This is a genomic window from Microbacterium hibisci, assembly GCF_015278255.1.
Classification (GTDB): Bacteria; Actinomycetota; Actinomycetes; order Actinomycetales; family Microbacteriaceae; genus Microbacterium; species Microbacterium hibisci.
On the sequence record NZ_JADIJC010000004.1, the window covers coordinates 283645 to 301798 of the forward strand.

Sequence of the window (18154 nt, forward strand, 5' to 3'; positions counted from 1 at the left end):
AGGTCATGAAGCAGCGGCGTCGAAGTCTTCTCGCGGGTCTCACGGTGATCGTCTTGGCGGCCGCGTCCGTCTTCCTCGGCGTCGCCTCGCCCGCGTTCGCCGTGGCGGCATTCTCGATCCAGAAGACGGCGGTCGAGGAGGGGCCGTTCGGTCCCGGCGACGCGGTGACGTATCAGATCACGCTGAACTGCTCGTCGACGAACGATCCCGGGTGCTTCAACACCCTCATCAGCGACACCCTCCCCGAGCCGCTGATCTTCAACCCCGACGACCCGGAGCCGGTGTCGGTGCAGATCAATCCGCCCGGCGGTCAGCCCGCCGGCGTGTACGACCTGCAGGTCGACACCGCCGGCAACGCCTTCACGGTCGCCCCCGGACTCGATCTCACGGTCGACCCGGTGCTGTGGCCCGCCGGGTACAGCATGACCATCACGGTGAGCGCGATCGTCGATCCCGCCGTCGACGGAACGTGGGACGGCGCCACCGTCAGGAACACGGCGACGGCGACCGGCGACAACGCCCCCGCCGCGTCCGCCAACGCCGACGTCGTGCTCGCGGTCGACACCACTCTGCTGGCCGATATCGACAAGACCGTGACGCCCACCAGCGCGGTGCCCGCTGTGCCGGGCCAGCCCGTCGACTGGACCGTCGTCCCTGTCAACGCCTCGAACCAGAACGTCGACACCATCGTCGTGCAGGACCCGGTGACCCCGCCGTCGGAGTTCGGCGGATACCTCGACGTGACCGGCTACGACGTCGTCGCACCTGATGGGACGACCGCGACGACCACCGAGTACTACGTCGACGGAGGGTGGACGACCACCGAGCCGGATCCGATCAGCTCGGCCGGCGGCATCCGCGTCACGTTCACCGGCACGTTCGCCCCCGGCGCCTCCGGCGAGATCGTCGTGCACACCGTGACGAACGAGGCCGTCTCCGGCATCCCCGACGGCGCCGATGTCACGGTCACCAACGACGCCTCGTCCACGGTCTCGAAGGCCGGGGTCGTCAGCCCGCCGGTGACCGACGACGCGAGCGTGACGATCGCCCAGCGCGCACCGGACGTCACGATCGACAAGTCGTTCGCCGACAACACGCTCGTGAGCGGCCAGAGCACGACCGCGAGCATCACCGCGACGATCGGCGAGCAGAACGTGCAGACGCTGACGGTCACCGAACCCTCCGCCGGCAGCCCGACGTTCACCGAGCAGGGGCTCAGCTTCGACGGGTTCGGCTCCGGGATCGAGTGGCCGATCGCCGCGACCGCCGCCGAGATCACCTACACCTACAGCGACTGCGCCGAGAGCACCGCGTCCACCACGACCGAGGACACGCTCCCGTCGCCGACCGACGGCTGCACCGTCGAGGGCTTCACCGTGGTGTACTCCGCGGCGGGCGACGACATCGTGTCGGGCGCGTACGCGACCATCCCCATGGACGTCACCGCGCTGCCGACGGCCGAGTCGGTGGCGAGCACCAACGTCGTCGACACCGTCGTCGAGAACACGCTGGGCCAGACCGGCACCGACGACGCCGAGGCGCCTTTCACCATCGATTCGGTGACGCTCGACACCTCGGTCACGAAGTCGATCACCCCCGGCACCATCTGGGGTGTGCCGGGCACGAGTGCCGACATCACGCTCACCGGCAACGTGACGCCGGAGTCGAACGCGGGCTCGGAGCGGCTCGTGATCTCCGATCCGCAGTTCCCGGGCGTCGAGACGGAGTTCTGGGACAACTTCACCGCGACCGAGATCGACAACACCGACATCCCCTCGTGCACGACCCTCACCGTCCGTTACTGGGACAAGCCCGACGGGCCCTGGACGGACTTCCCGGGCGCAACCGAGGTCCCCGGCCCCGAGGTGCTGTGGTCGTACCAGATCCCCGCCGACCTGCAGGACGACATCGGCGGCATCCAGTTCGAGTACCTCCCGAGGGACGCCGACGGATGCCCCGACCTCCTGCAGCCCGGATTCACCGTGGTGACCCACATCGACGTCGCGGTCACCCAGCCGCAGGACGAGCCGGTCACGTTCACCAACACCGCGGAGTCGCTCGTGGACAACCCCGCCGCGGGCGGGGAGCACACCGACAACGCCTCGGACGACATCGACCTCCTGCCGATCGACGGCGGTCCTGGCCCCGACTTCCTCGACAAGGAGTGGACCCCCGACGACGACGTGCCGGCGCTCTCGGCCGAGACGCGGACGGCACGCCTGCTGTGGTCGACCGACGGCCTCAACATCTCGGAGATGACGCTCACCGACATCTCCGAGACAGAGGACCCGGCCGACACGGTCGCGTCGGTGTACGACGCCTTCGACCTCGTGCGCATCGACCCCATCACCCCGACCACGGATCCGCTCATCGTGACTGCCGTCGTCACGGAGGTGTCGCTCTACCTCGACGGCACCGGGTGGACCGACATCACCGCTCAAGCGTGCGCCGCCGGCTGTGATGGCGAGTTCGGCGGGTACGAGCTCTCCGACGCGCAGAGCGCTGACGCGCTCGCGGTCCGCGTCGTGCTCACCGAGAAGACGGCAGGTGCCGGCATAGGCACCTCCTACGATCGCCGGCCGTTCGATCTGGACTTCCGCGTGCGCGACACGCTGCGCAGCGATCCCTCGCAGGCGGTGCTCGGCGACCTGCACAGCTACACCTACAACACGGGCGAGGCCGGCCTGGTGAACAACACCGCCAGTGCGCACGGTGTCAACACGGCGACGGGCGTGGACAGCACCGACGTCGACGCCGACACGATCCTGATCGTCGACCAGCCGATCAACGCGACGCTCACGAAGGAGTTCGACCAGAGCGCGCTGGGGCTCCCCTCCGCCGCGACAGGCGTCGCCCCCGAGGACTACCCCCTCATCAGCGGCACCCTCGTCGCGACGAACACCTCCGAGGCGCGGGTGACGGGCATGGTCATCACGGATCCCGCCGCCACCCAAGCCGACCCGACGGCGTTCGAGACGCTCAACCTCTACGACATCGATGCGATCGTGCGGCCACAGGGCATCAGCGAGTCCGAGACGACCGTCACGCTCACCATCAACGGCACTCCCACGGACTTCGGCTACGCCGACGCGCTCGCGCTCGACGCGGCGGCCCTGGCGGACGTCACCGCCATCTCGGTCGCCTTCCGCGACGACGCGGGTGGTGCCGTCATCCCCTCCGGCGGCACGGGCACAGTGACGCTCACGTGGCAGCTGCGCGATGTGCTCCGATCCGACCCGAGCACACCGGTCACGGTGACCGCGCCGGGGGAGCCGATCGAGAACGACGCGCACGTGCAGCTCGAGAGCCCCGTCCTCGAGGACTGCGCCGACAACCAGTGCGGCACCGGCGCCGCCGATGCGAACGACGAGTTCGCGATCGTCGCCGCGAGCTACTCGATCACGACGACGAAGTCGATCACCCCCGAGTCGGTCTACGAGGACCAGTCGAACAGCTACGTCACGCAGCTCGGCGGTCGCCCCAACGGCACGGCGCGCGCCACGTTCTTCAGCCTCACCGACACGACGCCCACGTTCTGGAACACCATGGACTTCGTCGGCGCCCAGATCAACGTGCCGGCACCCGTGAACCAGCTGGCGATGGACGTGCTCGTCGACGACGACGCGGCGAGCGACATCGAGTACTCCCTCAGCGGTGGCGAGCTCGTCGCGACCTGCAACGGCGAGCCGCTCGTCGACGCTTCGCCGTGCTGGGTCGCGGGTGAGTGGACCGACGGCACCCCCGGCAGCATCCTCGTGCTGGACCTTCCGGCGGGCGTCGCCGATCCGACCACTGTCGTGGGTGTGCGCTTCCGCGCGCAGCAGGTGGATGCCGGCGGCGACGTGGTGCAGTGGGAGCGCCCGTACAACCCGCAGCTGACGTTCTCGATGACCACCGAGCGCCGCGACACCCTGCGCAGCGACCCGGCGGTGCTGGTGTCGACCACGCGACCCGACCTGCAGCCCAACCCGGGCGAGGAGGCGCTCGGCGTCATCAGCGATGACGTGCAGTCGTACAGCACCGCGCAGTTCGGCCCGGTGCAGACGTTCACCCAGACCGGCGAGGCCGCCGACTCGACCGTCGTCCTCCACCGGCCCAACGAGGTGCGCGTGACGAAGACGCGTGGCTCGTCCACGCTGATCAGCGCCGCGGGACTCATCCCGTACGTCATCACCGTCACCAACACGGGTGAGTGGGACATGACCGGCCTCCACGTGGTCGATCAGGTGGAGACGGATGCCGAAGGCTCCCTGCTCGTCGAGCCGGCGACGCCCGCGTATTCGTTCACTCTGAGCGGCCCCGGCGCCCCGAGCGGCGATCCGGGATTCACCGCATCCCTCGACGAGACCACCGGCGTGCTGTCGATCGACGGACCTGCCGACTTCGTCTTCAACGCCGGCTGGACCCTCACCGTTCGCGCCCCGCTGCGGTTCCGCGACGACGTGACCCCCGACACCACGGTCGGCAACGAGGTGACCGTCACGTCTGACCGCCTCTTCGAGACCTGCGAGGGGACGACCGTCGTCAACGGCAGCGACCTCGCGCCGAAACCGGTCGAGAACACCCCGCCCGGCGTGCCCGAATGCTCGGCCGACACCGAGATCACGCCGCTTGCGGCCGCGACCATCGCCACGAAGAAGTATGTGAAGGGCGACCTTGCCGGCGATCCCGCCGTTCCGGGCGACGACGACCTCGGTGTGCTGAATGTGACCGGCGGCGACGCCTCGGTGTGCGACCCCGCCACACCCGGCGTGACGAGCGACGGGTTCTACTCCCACCCGTGCGCGCCGATCACGCGACCGGGCGGCCTCGAGACCTGGCGGCTGGACTTCACCAACACGGGCAACACCAGCGCCCGGGTCATCGCCGCGCTCGACACGCTCCCCGACGTCGGCGACCAGGGCGTCATCGTCCCGGGCGATCGCGATTCTGAGTTCCACGTGACGCTCGCGGGGGACATCTTCGCGAACTTCGGGCAGCTGAGAGACAGCATCAACGCGATGGGCTCCGTGTACGGCTCGCCGGTCGCCCTCAGCCAAAGCTGCAACAGCAACGCGATCAAGGTGTTCACCGAGGGCGCGACCCCCGATCCCGCCTGCGACTTCGACTGGATCCCGGTCAGCAGCGCGACGCCGCCGGCGACCGTCGCGACGATCCGCAGCCTCCTGCTCGTGCTCCAGTACCAGAACCCCGGGCAGGTTTCGCCGGCACCCGGGCTCCAGCCCGGCGAGACGCTGCGGCTCACCTACGACACGCAGACGCCGTATGTGCTGCCGGCCAACTCGGCGGTGCCCGACGGCCTGCCGGTCGCGTACAACTCGTTCGCGACGGCATCCCGCTCCAACGCCACCGTGACGCAGCCCGAGCGCCCGTCGCTGGTGGTCGAGCCGCAGAAGGTGGGTGTGGCCGCGGCCACCGGGCAGCTGCTGCTGTCGAAGGAGGTCACAGCGCCCGAGTTCGCGACCGACATCGACCTTCCCGACAGCTATCCGCTCCTGGTGACGTGCGAGTCCGGCGGCCAGCCGGTGACGCTCCTCGACTCCGAAGGCAACGATGCCAGCAGGCCGTCGGTCGCCGCCGACGGCACCGTGCTCGCCTACAACAGCGTCACCGGCCCGGTGAATCTGCCGCTGTTCTCGACCTGCACGGTCGCGGAGGATCCGCTCATCCCGGGGGTCACCGTGACGGTCGACCCGGAGGACGGGGTGATCGCCGACCGCGACTGGAGCGAGCAGCCGGCGGTCTGGAACCCCTACAGCGGAGACCCCGGGCAGTCCTCGATCCAGATCTCGAACGCGTTCGCCGCGGGCGGCTTCACCGTGGAGAAGGACGTCGACAACGGCGGCGCCGTGAACCAGGACGGTGCCCCGATCGTCTACGAACGCACCTACTCCTTCCAGGCCAGCTGCACCTACCTCGATCAGGAGGCGATCCCCGAGGTCGACCTCGAGTTCACCCTGACGGACGGGGAGTCGAAGACCTTCTCCGACCTTCCGGCGGGCGCCGAGTGCACCGTGACGGAGACGGATGCCGCGGGCGCCGCCTCGACGGTGATCACGATCTCCGAGAACGGCGGCGATGCGCAGACGGTGGACGAGGCATCCTTCACGATCCTCCCGTACGCGGACGAATCGACGACCGCCCTCACGGCCGTCGGATTCGAGAACATCTACACGGTCGGTTCGGTCGCCGTCGTCAAGACCGTCAGCGGACCCGGCGGCGAGGCGTGGGGCGACGGCCCCTTCACCGCGTCGATGACGTGCACCCTCGACGGCGTCGACCCGAACCCCGTCTACGAGGGGTCATCCGAATTCGGCCCCGGCGAGCCGTGGGTCGTCGACGGCCTGCCGACCGGCGCCGAGTGCGTCGTGACCGAGACCGACAACGGCGGCGCGAACGAGTCGACGGCCAGCGTCACGGTCGTGGTGGGCGACGACACCGAGGAGCCGGTCGAGGCCGACATCACCAACGTCTTCACGGTCGGCTCGCTCCAGGTCCAGAAAGAGCTCGAGGGAGCACCCGCGAACGCGCTGGAGCCCGCCACGACCGACGTGTACACGGTGAGTCTCGCCTGCACGCGCGTCGTGAACGACGAAACCGTCGACGTCGTGATCCCCGGCGGCCCGACGCGCACCATCACCGGTGCGGGAACGGCGGTCTACGAGGGTCTCCCGACCGGAGCCGAGTGCACCGTCACCGAGACCGACGAAGGCTTCGCCACGGGGCACACCATCAGTCCCGATCAGCCCGTGGTGGTCGGCGCCGGCGAGACGCCGGTGGTCGTGACCGTCACGAACGCGTTCGACAACGGGTCGGTGTCGGTGGCGAAGACGGTGGACGCGCCGGAGGGCTTCCCGGTGCCGGACGAGTTCACCGCCACCGTGTCGTGCACGTGGCAGGGCGCCGAGGTGCCGCTCGCGGACGACGGTGTGGTCACGATCGTGCCCGGTGAGGACCCCGTGGTGATCCCCGACGTGCCGGTGGGCTCGATCTGCACCGTCGCCGAGGACGACTTCGGTCAGACCGGCGTGAACGTCGCGCCGGAGTCGATCACCGTCACGGAGGCCGACCAGACGTTCGCGTTCGACATCGAGAACACGTACGAGTGGGCGTCGCTCGAGGTCGGCAAGCTCGTGGAGTCGCTCGCACCGGAGGTGCCCACCGGCTTCGAGTTCACGGTCGTGTGCACCTTCCAGGGCGAGACCGTCGTCGACGAGACGTTCACCCTGAACGCGAACGAGACCGAGACGATCACCGAGATCCCGGCGCGATCCGAGTGCACGGTCACCGAGACCGACGACCGTGGCGCGGACGGCACGGTCACCGCGGCCGAAGTGCCCGGTGCCGAGGGCGAGCTCGCGCCGCAGATCGACCAGGAGACGCGCACCGTCGTGATCCCCGAGCTGCAGCCCGACAGCACCGCCGTGATGAACACCGTGACGTACACGAACCTGTACGACGCGACCGCGCTCGTGCTCGTGAAGGAGTTCGAGGGCGCGGGAGCCGACCAGTTCGGCCTCGACCAGACGTTCACCTTCACGGTGGTCTGCACGTTCGGCGGTCAGACGCTCATCGACGCCCAGGTCGAGCTGAACGCCGAGAACGGGTGGAGCACCGCGATCCACGAAGTGATCGCGGGCTCGGAATGCACGGCGACGGAGGACGACCTCAACGGTGCCGACGCGGTCGTGATCGAGCCGAACGACGGTGAGAACACCTCCGTCGGCACGCTCATCGTCCCGGCAGGCGGCGGGCTCGTCACGGCGACGGCGACGAACTGGTACCTGACCGGCTCGCTCGAGGTGACCAAGACGCTCGCCGGCGATGGGGCCGAGAAGTTCGGCACCGCGGCGTACGAATTGCGCCTGACCTGCCTGCGCGACGGCACGATCGTCGACATCCCCGACGGGGGCGTCCGCATCGTGTCGGCCGAGTCGCCGACGGGCCTCTGGGAGAACCTGCCGACCGGCGCCGAGTGCCGGCTCACCGAGGTCGACGCCGGCGGCGCGAACTCCACCGAGATCCTCGACGCCGAGGGCAACGTCGTGGCCGGTGACGGCGAGGGCTACACGTTCACCGTCGAGACCGATCCGACGATCCTGAGCGTCGACGACCAGCCGCAGCCGAGCCTGCAGGTGCGCAACACCTTCAACCTCGCGCAGGTCTCGGTCACGAAGGCGGTCGACGACGGCGGCGCGGTGGGCCAGGACGGCGAACCCATCGCCTACGGCCCGTTCGAGGTGACCCTGGCGTGCCTGTGGGACCAGCAGCAGGTCACGGCCGCCGAGCCGATGACACAGTCGATCGCCGACGGCGAGACGGTCACCTGGACGGAGCTCCCCGAGGGAGCCGAGTGCACGGTCACCGAGACCGACGCCGCGGGCGCCGAGTCGACGACGTTCGTGGTGACCGAGGGCGGCGAGACGGGAGAGCCGGCGATCGGCACCATCGTCGCGCTGGCGCCGCTTCCGAACACGGATGCCGAAGACCAGACGTCGGTGGCGTTCACGAATGCCTTCGGCGTGACCGACCTCAGCATCGCGAAGGTGGTCGACGGCACGGGGGCGGCGACCGTCACGCGCACGTTCCCGGTCGACGTCATGTGCGTGCTCATCGATGCCTCCCACCCCGCTCCGGGACTCGTCGTGCGTGACGGATCGTACGAGATCGGGGGTCCGGACCGCCTCACGGCCGAGCTCGACGACCTGCCTGCCGGGAGCGAGTGCACCGTCACCGAGACCGACGCCGGTGACGCCGCCCAGACGACCATGACGGTGGACGGTGAGGAGCGGCCCGGTGCGTCCGGCGTCGTCACGCTCACCTCCGGTGTGGTCGGGATCGTGTTCACGAACACCTTCATCGCTCCGCTGCCGGCGACCGGCGTCGAGGGACGGACCACGGTCGCAGCGCTGGCCGCCGGGCTCGCGGTCGTGGCCGCCGGCATCGTGCTGGTGGTCGCGGCGAAGCGGCGGCGTCAGCCGGTCTGAGTGACGTGAGAAGGCGGGGTCGGATCCCGACCCCGCCTTCCGTCTCGCTCAGGCGGGCAGCGGCCCGTGTGCGGCCGGCGCACCGTGGCGCAGGGCGCGCCGCTCGCGGTACCGGCCGATCATGATGATCATGGTGCCGATGGCGAGGAACCCGACGAGGATCGCCCCGATGTAGAGGAACGCCGACGGATAGCCGCCCGCCCCGTGCGGGTCGAGGAACGGGTACGGGTACCACCACGGTGTGGTGCCGTCCGGGTTCCCGACGCGCTCGCCGCGGATCATCGTGTAGCCGGTCCAGACCAGCGGATAGCCGACGAGCACCGCGAGCGACCACCAGGGCAGCGCGCGCCGGCGCGGTGCCAGGAGCAGATCCAGCAGGAAGTAGATCGGCAGGACGACGTGCAGCACCTCGGCGGCGTACTTGTCGAGCATCGCGATCCCGGCCGAGTCGCCGAGTGCGACGGCCGACGGCAGGCCGCGCAGCAGTGCGTTGTAGACGAGACCGAGCAGCAGGATCGGTCCTGTGACGGCGGCGATGGCCAGCGCGATCCCCAGCGGCTCGCGTGACGAGCCCGTGTTCCGCATCGCCCATGATGCGGCCACGAGCAGCGCGACGATGCTGAGCATCGTCGAGATGATCGTGAACAGGCTGAAGTAGTTCGCGAGCACGTCGCCCAGGCTCTGACCCTGGCGCGCGGCGCGATCCACGTTGACGATGAGTCCTGCGACGACCCCCGAGAAGCCGGTGATCGCTGCTGCAATTCGAAACCATGCCCAGTGCATGTTCCCCACCCCTTTCGTTGCCACGCGGATCGCGTGTCGTTCCCCCGGGACAGGTGTACTCCCGCCAATACCGAGGAGTGCGGAACATTTGTGCGCCGAGCGTGTGGAAAACGTGCGCTCCGAGGGCCGTATTGTGGCGAAGCTACAACGTGTCCACCGTTCGGTGGACATTTTCGACAAACGCTTTCCGGTGCGCCGCCGGTCAGTCGGGGCGCGGGGATGTGGGGACGGATGCCGCAACCGCACCCGTCGCCGGTTGCGCTTCTGCTTTCGCGCCTCGGCGCCGGCCCCACCAGACGACGAAGGCGCCGACGGCGACGATCGCGATCGCGATGCCCACCACGTAGAGGATCACCGAGGGCCAGCCGCCGGGGTTGTTCGGGTTGAGGAAGGGGTAGGGGTACCAGAACGGATCGGCCGAGACGGGATTGGTGATGAGCGGTCCGCGGATGATCGTGTACACCACCCACACGATCGGGAAGGCGACGATCGCCCACAGGCTCCGCCACGACAGCGCGCGGCGGAGTGGGCCGACGAAGACGTCGGCGAGCAGGAAGAGCGGGCCGACCAGGTGGAGCACCTCGTTCGACCACCACACCGGTTCGCTTCCCTGCGGCAGCACGATGTTGCGGAGCAGGGTGTTGTAGACGATGCCCGTGATGATCATGTAGGTGCTGACGCTCGCGAGCGCGACCGCGAGGCCGAGGGGTTCGGCATCCGCTCGCCGTCCGCGCGTGAAGTACCAGACCGCAGCCCACAGCAGCACGGTGGCCGCGGCCGCGTTGGAGAGGATCGTGAAGAAGCTGAAGAAGTTGGCGATCGTGACGCCGAGATCGCGCCCGAGCTCGAGGGCCGTGCCGACCGAGGCGGCGAGCTGGCGGACAATCGCCGCCACGATGAGGGCACCCATCGCCGCGCGGGCGACGTACCAGGCGCGAGTCCAGGTCGCGGTTCGCATGGGGTCACCCTAGCGGCACGCGATGGCGCGGCCCCGGATCCTGCGCGGGTGGGATCGGGCGGGCGGGAATGGCAGTTACGCGGGCCCGAAGCGCTCCGCCTGCATCCGCTGCGCCGCGGCCGCCGGATCGTCGTCCCAGTGGCGTGGTCGCGCCCCCTCGAGTGCCCGGCTGAGCGGCACCCAGCCGAGGTAGCGCAGCGGCTCCCATCCGGGCGCGGGCGTCAGCTGCTCGAGCGCGAGGTGGTCGTCGACGCGGACGCGATTCCACGCGTGCACGACACGACCATCGCCGAGGCTCAGGCCGACATGGCCCCAGTCGCGACGCTCGCCGTGCAATTCGCCCACGCCCTCGTAGAACACCAGTGCGTGCGCCGGCGGCGTGCCGGTGTTCGCCGCGGCGTTGTACAGGATCGCCGACTCCGCCGCGTCGTCGCCGCCGAACATCTCGAGGTCGTTGCTGCGCTCGATCGCGTCCTCGACGAACGCGAGGCAGCGCGTCGCGTAGTCGGCCGCGCCCTCGCGAGCCAAAGCCCACGTCACGGCGTTGTCGCCGCAGGTCTCTACATCGAAAGCCATCACCCTCACGCTAGCCGACCGCCGCGGCAGCGACGCGTGGCCGCGGAGTCAGAAGGGCGCGTCGGCGCTGCTGACCGGCCGGAACGCCGGCACGGCTCGTTCGGGCTCGACGAGGTAGCGGCGACCGGACGGGCTGGTCCACAGGATCGCACCGCCGGATCCGGGGACCTGCTCGATCGTCCAGTCGGTGTGATGTCGGACGGTGTGGTGGCCCTCGCACAACGGCCCGAGGTTGGTGAGCTCGGTGTGTCCGCCCAGGGCCCAGTCGACGTGGTGGTCGACGTCGCAGCGCGAGGCGGGCATGCCGCATCCCGGCGCCATGCACCTGTCCGCTCGCCACTTCACGAGCTTCTGGAGGGCAGGTGGTGGCCGGTACTGGTCGCGGCCGACGGACAGCACCATCCCGGTCTCGGGGTGGGTCAGCACGCGCGTCCAGCCGCGCGCGCCACCGGCGAGCTCGCGAGCCACAGAGAGCGGGATCGGCCCGATTCCTTCGACCGCGGGGGCGTCGATCCCGGCGGCCGCACGAGAGGCGTCGGACTCGTGGAGCAGCGCGAGCACCGGCACGGTGACGAACACGCTGGCCCGAACTCCCCGCGCCTGTTCGGCATAGGTGTCGACCGACCCGTCGATGAGCAGGTCGAGGACGGCATCGACGCGTGCCTGATCCAGCGTGCGGGTGTCTGCCTCGTCCGCCGTGACGGTCTTCGCGATCACGGTCGCGCGGCTGTGCGCGGCGTGGATCGCGACCATCGGCGCGTAGAGGTGCAGCCAGCCCATGCCGTCGTCATCGGGCTCGACCACGACGCGACGCTTGGAAACCGCCTGCTCGTAGCGCTCGGTGAGAGTGGCGGAGCGCACCCGATCGATCAGCGCGCGGAGCCTGCGGCGGAACGTTCCCACCGGCTCCGCCTCCGCCAGTGCGATCCCCGGCTCGAGCACCTGCGCATGGAACGCCGGCTCGAGTTCCCACATGGCCGCGACGAGGATCTCGGCGTGGCGCTCGCTCATGCGGGCGCGCCCCATCGAGGCAAGCACAGCGGGGTGAGTGTGGACCACCGCCTCGGCGAACGCGAGCAGACTCCCGGCGGCGTGCTCCGTGACGCGCAGCGCTGCCGCCAGCTCGAGACGGATGCCGCGCTCCACGACCTCGGTGAGCCCGCGGCCGTGACGGGCCGCCTCGTGGAGAGCTTCGCGCCGCATCTCGTCGATCCGCTCCAGCCGCTGAGCGGCCAGCACCGTCATCATCGCGGCCGCCTCGACCACGAGATCGACGTGGTCAGGGAAGACCTGGCCGGGAATCGCGGGGTCGGTGAACATGAATCCAGAATAGAACAAAGATACGAAGAAATCAAGACTTCGATACGAGGAATGCGGAGTCAAAGGGTGCGGTTGGCAACAGCTCGCTGTGGGCGGGTCGCGTATCATCGAACATATATACAACTCACGTGCACTTCGTGCAGTGCTCACTCAGCGCGGCGTGTGGCAAACCCCGGCGATCGAGATCCGCCGGCCGAGGCATCCGCTGGTCTTCACACTCCGCCCGACCGATACGCCCACGTGCAGCCGCAACGCCGGACGGATGCCACGCATCGATCCACCCCCACCGTGCCCGCCGACATCGCACGATCCCCGCACCCGCCGCACCCGCACACCGCTCGCCGACCTCAGTGCGTCCGCGCGGTGCGCCGTCTCGACGACAATGGACTACGAGCGGGCGCGTGACCGCACGGAAGGACGACACGATGGCCGGATCCATCCTCGATCCTGGCCTCGACACGGCGCATGGCATCGTCATCGTGGAGGGCCTGCCCGGCTCCGGCAAATCGACGAACGCGGCCGACCTCGCGGCGTGGCTGGCCGCCGCCGGCGCGAAGGTCGAACACTGGCCGGAGGGGCGCGCGGACCACCCCGTCGACTTCGAGCACGTCTCGCTGCTGACCGATGAGACGTTCCGACGCATCGCCGAGGAGGAGCCGGACTCCTGGCGGACGCTGCGCGCACACGCCGAGCCGACCATCGACGGCTGGCTCGTCCGCCATACCGACCAGCTCGAGCTGCCGACCGAGCTGGCCGCGCAGATCAGAAGCGCCGACGTCTACGACGGCGATATCGCGCTGGAGCACCACGCCCGCGCGCTGTCGGAGAGCTGGCGCGACTACGGCGCACAGGCGTCCGGGGCCGGGGTGCAGGTCTGGGAGTGCGTGCTGATCCAGAATCCGGTGTGCGCGTTCGTCGCCCGCTTCGATCGCCGGCCCGAGGAGCTCGCCGCGCACGTGGAGGGGCTCGTCGCCGCGGTGCGCGACCGCAACCCGATGCTGGTGTACCTGGATCCGGGCGATCCCGAGCCGGCCCTCCGCCGGGCCGCCGCGGAGCGCCCGGAGTGGTGGTCCGAGCTCGTGATCGGGTATCACACGGGTCAGGGATACGGACTGCGGTCCGGTCTCGAGGGCTTCGACGGATACATCGAGTTCATGCGCATGCGGCGTGCGCTCGAACTCGACCTGCTGCCGCGCCTCGACCTGCCCACCCTCGTGATCCGCACCGATGAGGAGCCCGAGCAAACCACCCGTGCGCGCATCCGGTCCTTCGCGGCGGAGCACCTCGCCCGCTGAGCCGCAGTGGCGCCGGGGGCGCTGGGCGCCGGGGGCGCCGCACACCCGACGGAAACCAAGCCCGACCGCCCAGCCCGGCCCCGACGCGAGCGCCCGCGCCGCCGCCCTGCGGATCCCCTCGTTACCGGATCGTGACGAACCGCCGTTCCCTTCCGATCGCACAATGGGCTGAGCAGTGCCGGCCGCGCGATCCGCAGCGCGGGCGAACCGACGCAGAGGAGCCGGGTTGACGACGCCGCCCAGTGCCGCCGATGGGCTCGAGGAGTTCACGCAGCTGATCTCCCAGGAGGAGATGTTCGGCGACCCGCCCCGGCGTGAGGTGGATCCGGCCGTACGACGCCGGCGCCGCCGCATCGCACTCCTCGTCACCGCGATCGTCCTGCTCGTGCTGGTCGGTGTTCCCGCCGGTTACACGGGGTGGGCCCTCACCGCGCCGCTGGGCGCTCCGGCGGTCGAGACCTGGACGCCCCCGGTGGAGACTCCGATCGCCGCGGTCGTCTCGGTTCCGTCGCAGGGCGCGGCCGCCGTGTCGGTCGCGGGCGGCGACGAGTACCTCGGGCCGACGGCGAGCGGCGTCTGGGTCTCGAGCGGCGGTGACGAACCGCGGTCGATCGCCAGCATCACCAAGCTCGTGACGGCGCTGGTGATCCTCGACCGGCATCCGCTCGCCGACGCGTCCGATCCAGGCCCCACGATCACCTTCAGCAAGGCCGACCACGACCTCTACGACCAGTACTACGTGAGGGGCGCCACGATCGCGGCGATGCCCACGGGCAGCTCGATGTCGCTGCACGACGCGCTCGCCACGATGCTGATCCCCTCGGCGAGCAACTACGCCGAGGCGGTCTCGACCTGGGCGTTCGGCTCGCAGTGGGCGTTCCGTGATGCGGCGGCACGCTGGCTCGCCGCCCAGGGACTCACCGGCACGACCGTCGTCGAGCCCACCGGCCTGGACGCACGCAACGTCAGCACCCCGTCCGATCTCATCGCGCTCGGCAAGATCGCGGCCGCGAACCCCGTGATCGCGAGCATCGCGGCGACCCCGTCCATCGAGCTGCCTGGACCGGGGTACCTGTCGAACACGAACGACCTCCTCGGGAGCAACGGCGTCACCGGCCTCAAGACCGGAAATCTCGGAGGGGGGACCCACAACCTGCTGTTCACGGCATCCGTCCCCGTCGGCACTGCGCAGCCGCTCCAGGTGACCGGCGTGGTCGTCGGGGGCTGGGACCGCGCGTCGGTGAACCGCGATGTGATGAGGATGATCGACAGCATCCGCGCCGGCTTCCACGACGTGCCGGTCGCGACGCGAGATCAGCATGTCGGCACGCTCACCACCGCGTGGGGCTCGTCGGCCCGGCTGGTCGTCGCCGGCTTCGCCGCGATCTTCACGTGGTCCGACACCCCTATCTCGGTCGAGATGACGACCACGACGCCGAAGACCTACGAAGACGGCGAGGTCGTCGGCAGCATCACGTGGACCGCGGGGCCGAACACGGTGAGCGTGCCCGTCGAGATCGAGGGCACGATCGAGCCGCCGACCGATTGGTGGCGGCTCACGCACCCGGGCGAGCTGGGCGGCGAGTAGCCCGAAGCGAGGGATGGACGGAATCGTCCACGAGGGCTCTGTCGCACGGCGCCGCGCCCAACTAGGGTCTGGAGCGTGAAGCGGATGTGGCCGTTCATCGTGCCCGGTGTGATCCTCGCCGCGGTCGGGCTGCTGTGGACACTGCAGGGCCTCAACGTGCTGGGCGGCTCGGCGATGAGCGGTTCCGCCCTGTGGGCGACGATCGGTCCGATCGTGCTCGTGGCAGGGCTGGTCCTGATCGGGATCGGGATCGCGCGACGCCGCCGCGCGCGATGAGCGGCAGGAATCCGCCGACGCGTGGCGTCCCGGCCTGTTCCCGGTGACCTATCGTGGCCGCATGAGCCCGGTCGAGATCCAGCAGTGGACGGCGTTCTCCTCCGACGCGGCGGGCGGCAATCCCGCAGGCGTCGTGCTGGACGCGGAAGGACTGACGGATGCCGCGATGCTCGGCATCGCCGCCGACCTCGGGTACGCCGAATCGGCGTTCGTGCAAGCGGGGCGGGGCGCCGGACGCCGGGCGATCCGCTACTTCTCGCCCCTGGCAGAGGTCCCGTTCTGCGGACACGCCACCGTGGCGGCGGCGGCCGCGATCGCCGCCGAGGAGGGTGACGGTGCGATCTCGTTCGAGACGCCGGTCGGCGTCGTCGAGATCGAGACCACCACGGGGACGACCGGTGAGCGGCGGGTGTCGTTCACGGGCGTCGAGCCCGGCATCGCGCCGCTGCCCGATGACGCGCTCGCCGACGTCCTCGACTCGGTCGGACTGTCGGAGGCCGACCTGCACCCCCGCTTCCACCCCGCGCTGGCGTTCGGCGGCAATTGGCACCCCCTCGTCGTCATCGCCGATCGAGCGGTGTTCGACGGGTTCCGGGTGGACCCCGTCCGTGCGCGGCAGGTGCTCGACGAGCGGGGATGGCCGGCGACCATGATCATGCTGTGGCCCGAGGCCGATGACCGCTGGCACGCGCGCAACGTCTTCCCCGTCGGGTCCATCGTCGAGGATCCGGCGACCGGCGCTGCCGCGGCAGCGACCGGCGGCTACCTTCGAGCCACCGGTGCCGCGCGCCCGCCGGCCCGCGTCGTCATCCTCCAGGGAAGCCACGTGGGCCGGCCGAGCGAGCTCACCGTCGACATCCCGGCGGAGGGCGGAATCGTCGTGTCGGGGTCGGCGGCGCGCATCGACACCGCAGGCACCGGCTGAGGAAGCCCGCTCTCCTGCCCGCCGCCGCGCTCACGCGCCGAGCTCTCCTGCACGCCGCGGCGCTCACGCGCCCCGCGGCACTCCCGCCCGCCGTCGCGCTCATGCGCTGCGTTCGCCGACGCCGGTCGGCGCCTCCGTCTCTGCACCGGTCCGCGTGCTGACCCGCACGGCGGAGATGCGCCGACGGTCGAGCGCCGTGACCTGGATGGTCGCGCCGTCCAGCTCGACGGTGTCGCCGACGGCGGCCAGGCGTCCGAGCTGCTCGATGACGAAGCCCGCCACCGTGTCGGACGAACCGCGCGGCAGCGCGAGTCCGGTCAGCTCCTCGAAGTCCTGCAGATTCAGGCGGCCGTCGAGCTCGCCGCCCACCGCCACGGGGTCGGCGGCGGTGTCGTACTCGTCGAAGATCTCGCCCACGACCTCCTCCACGAGGTCTTCGAGCGTGACGATGCCGTCGGTGCCGCCGTACTCGTCCACCACGACGGCGATGTGGTGCCCGTCGGCCCGCATGCGCGTGAGGGTGGGCAGCACGCCCGCCGTCGACGGCAGGTACGAGATGGGGCGGATGAGGCGCTGAACCGGCGCCGCCGGATCGAGGGCCGCCGCCTCGAAGACGTCGCGGACGTGGACGAACCCGACGATGTCGTCGATCGACCGGTCCGCGACGGGATAGCGCGAGAACGGCAGCTCGCGCACCTGCGCCACCGCCTCGGCGATGGTGGCGGCTTCGTCGAGCGCGACGACCTCCGGACGCGGACGCATCACCTCGCTGATCTGGCGGCCGCGGAGCGACAGCACGTCGTCGAGGATGCGCTTCTCGTCGTCGGGCAGCCCCTGCTGCGTCGCCACGATGTCGCGGAACTCCTCTTCGCTCAGCTCTTCGGCGGCCTTGTGCGGATCGCCGCCGAGCAGCCGCACGACGGCGTTCGTCGACACCGACAGCAGCCAGATGACCGGCCGCATGATCGTCGCGAAGCCGTCGAGAACCGGCGCCACCGCGTAGGCGAACTGCGCGTTGCGCTGGATCGCCAGGCGCTTGGGCACCAGCTCGCCGAGCACCAGCGAGAGGTACGCGATCACCAGGGTGAGCACGATCGTCGCGATGGTCGACGCCAGCTGCTCGGACGCGCCCCACAGCACGAACAGCGGTGCCACCGAGGGTGCGATCGAGGTGGCGCCGTAGGCGGCCGACGCGAAGCCGGCCACCGTCACGCCGATCTGCACCGCCGAAAGGAAGGTGTTGGGGTTGCGGGCGAGGCCGGCGACCTTCTGGCCGCGCCGCCCGCGCGCGGCGATGGTGTTGAGCTGGCTCTCCCTGAGCGTGACCAGCGCCATCTCGGTCGCCGCGAAGACGCCGCCGATGAGCACGAAGACGATGACGAGTGCGATGTTCCAGAGCAGGTCGGCCATCAGCAGGACTTCGGCTCGGAAGCGGGGGTGCCCGGG

The 18154-nt window shown here is 70.2% G+C and carries 10 protein-coding genes; 5 read left to right on the forward strand and 5 right to left on the reverse strand.

The features are described 5' to 3' along the window. Positions 1-5 precede the first annotated feature (5 nt). On the forward strand, positions 6-8987 hold the full coding sequence (locus IM770_RS09520; RefSeq protein ID WP_203580891.1) for a DUF5979 domain-containing protein: 8982 nt from the start codon (positions 6-8) through the stop codon (positions 8985-8987). 48 nt (positions 8988-9035) lie between these two features. Here the strand turns inward: IM770_RS09520 and IM770_RS09525 are convergent, their stop codons facing one another. The 4 genes from IM770_RS09525 to IM770_RS09540 form a co-directional block, all read right to left on the reverse strand. Beyond that, entirely contained in the window at positions 9036-9770 is a 735-nt protein-coding gene (locus IM770_RS09525) for a Pr6Pr family membrane protein (protein ID WP_203580892.1), read from the reverse strand. 202 nt (positions 9771-9972) lie between these two features. Beyond that, entirely contained in the window at positions 9973-10728 is a 756-nt protein-coding gene (locus IM770_RS09530) for a Pr6Pr family membrane protein (protein ID WP_203580893.1), read from the reverse strand. Positions 10729-10803: 75 nt separating this feature from the next. Next, on the reverse strand, positions 10804-11304 hold the full coding sequence (locus tag IM770_RS09535) for a hypothetical protein (protein ID WP_203580894.1): 501 nt from the start codon (positions 11302-11304) through the stop codon (positions 10804-10806). A 48-nt stretch (positions 11305-11352) separates the two neighbouring features. After that, positions 11353-12624: an HNH endonuclease gene (locus tag IM770_RS09540; RefSeq protein ID WP_203580895.1), complete on the reverse strand. Its 1272-nt coding sequence runs from the start codon at positions 12622-12624 to the stop codon at positions 11353-11355. 401 nt (positions 12625-13025) lie between these two features. Between IM770_RS09540 and IM770_RS09545 the strand changes: the two genes are divergently transcribed. The 4 genes from IM770_RS09545 to IM770_RS09560 all read left to right on the forward strand — a co-directional run bounded on the left by IM770_RS09545 (position 13026) and on the right by IM770_RS09560 (position 16708). After that, positions 13026-13919 (forward strand): P-loop NTPase family protein, encoded by an 894-nt coding sequence (locus IM770_RS09545; RefSeq protein WP_203580896.1) that lies wholly within the window; start codon positions 13026-13028, stop codon positions 13917-13919. 226 nt (positions 13920-14145) lie between these two features. Next, positions 14146-15507: a D-alanyl-D-alanine carboxypeptidase family protein gene (locus tag IM770_RS09550; protein WP_239065978.1), complete on the forward strand. Its 1362-nt coding sequence runs from the start codon at positions 14146-14148 to the stop codon at positions 15505-15507. Positions 15508-15591: 84 nt separating this feature from the next. Beyond that, positions 15592-15783 carry a hypothetical protein gene (locus IM770_RS09555; protein ID WP_203581075.1) on the forward strand — a complete coding sequence of 64 codons (192 nt, stop codon included), beginning with the start codon at positions 15592-15594 and terminating at the stop codon, positions 15781-15783. 61 nt (positions 15784-15844) lie between these two features. After that, complete coding sequence (locus tag IM770_RS09560; protein WP_203580897.1) at positions 15845-16708, forward strand: PhzF family phenazine biosynthesis protein; 864 nt, start codon at positions 15845-15847, stop codon at positions 16706-16708. 99 nt (positions 16709-16807) lie between these two features. Here IM770_RS09560 and IM770_RS09565 read toward each other — a convergent pair whose 3' ends face one another. Continuing rightward, entirely contained in the window at positions 16808-18118 is a 1311-nt protein-coding gene (locus IM770_RS09565; RefSeq protein WP_203580898.1) for a hemolysin family protein, read from the reverse strand. Between the last annotated feature and the right edge of the window lie 36 nt (positions 18119-18154).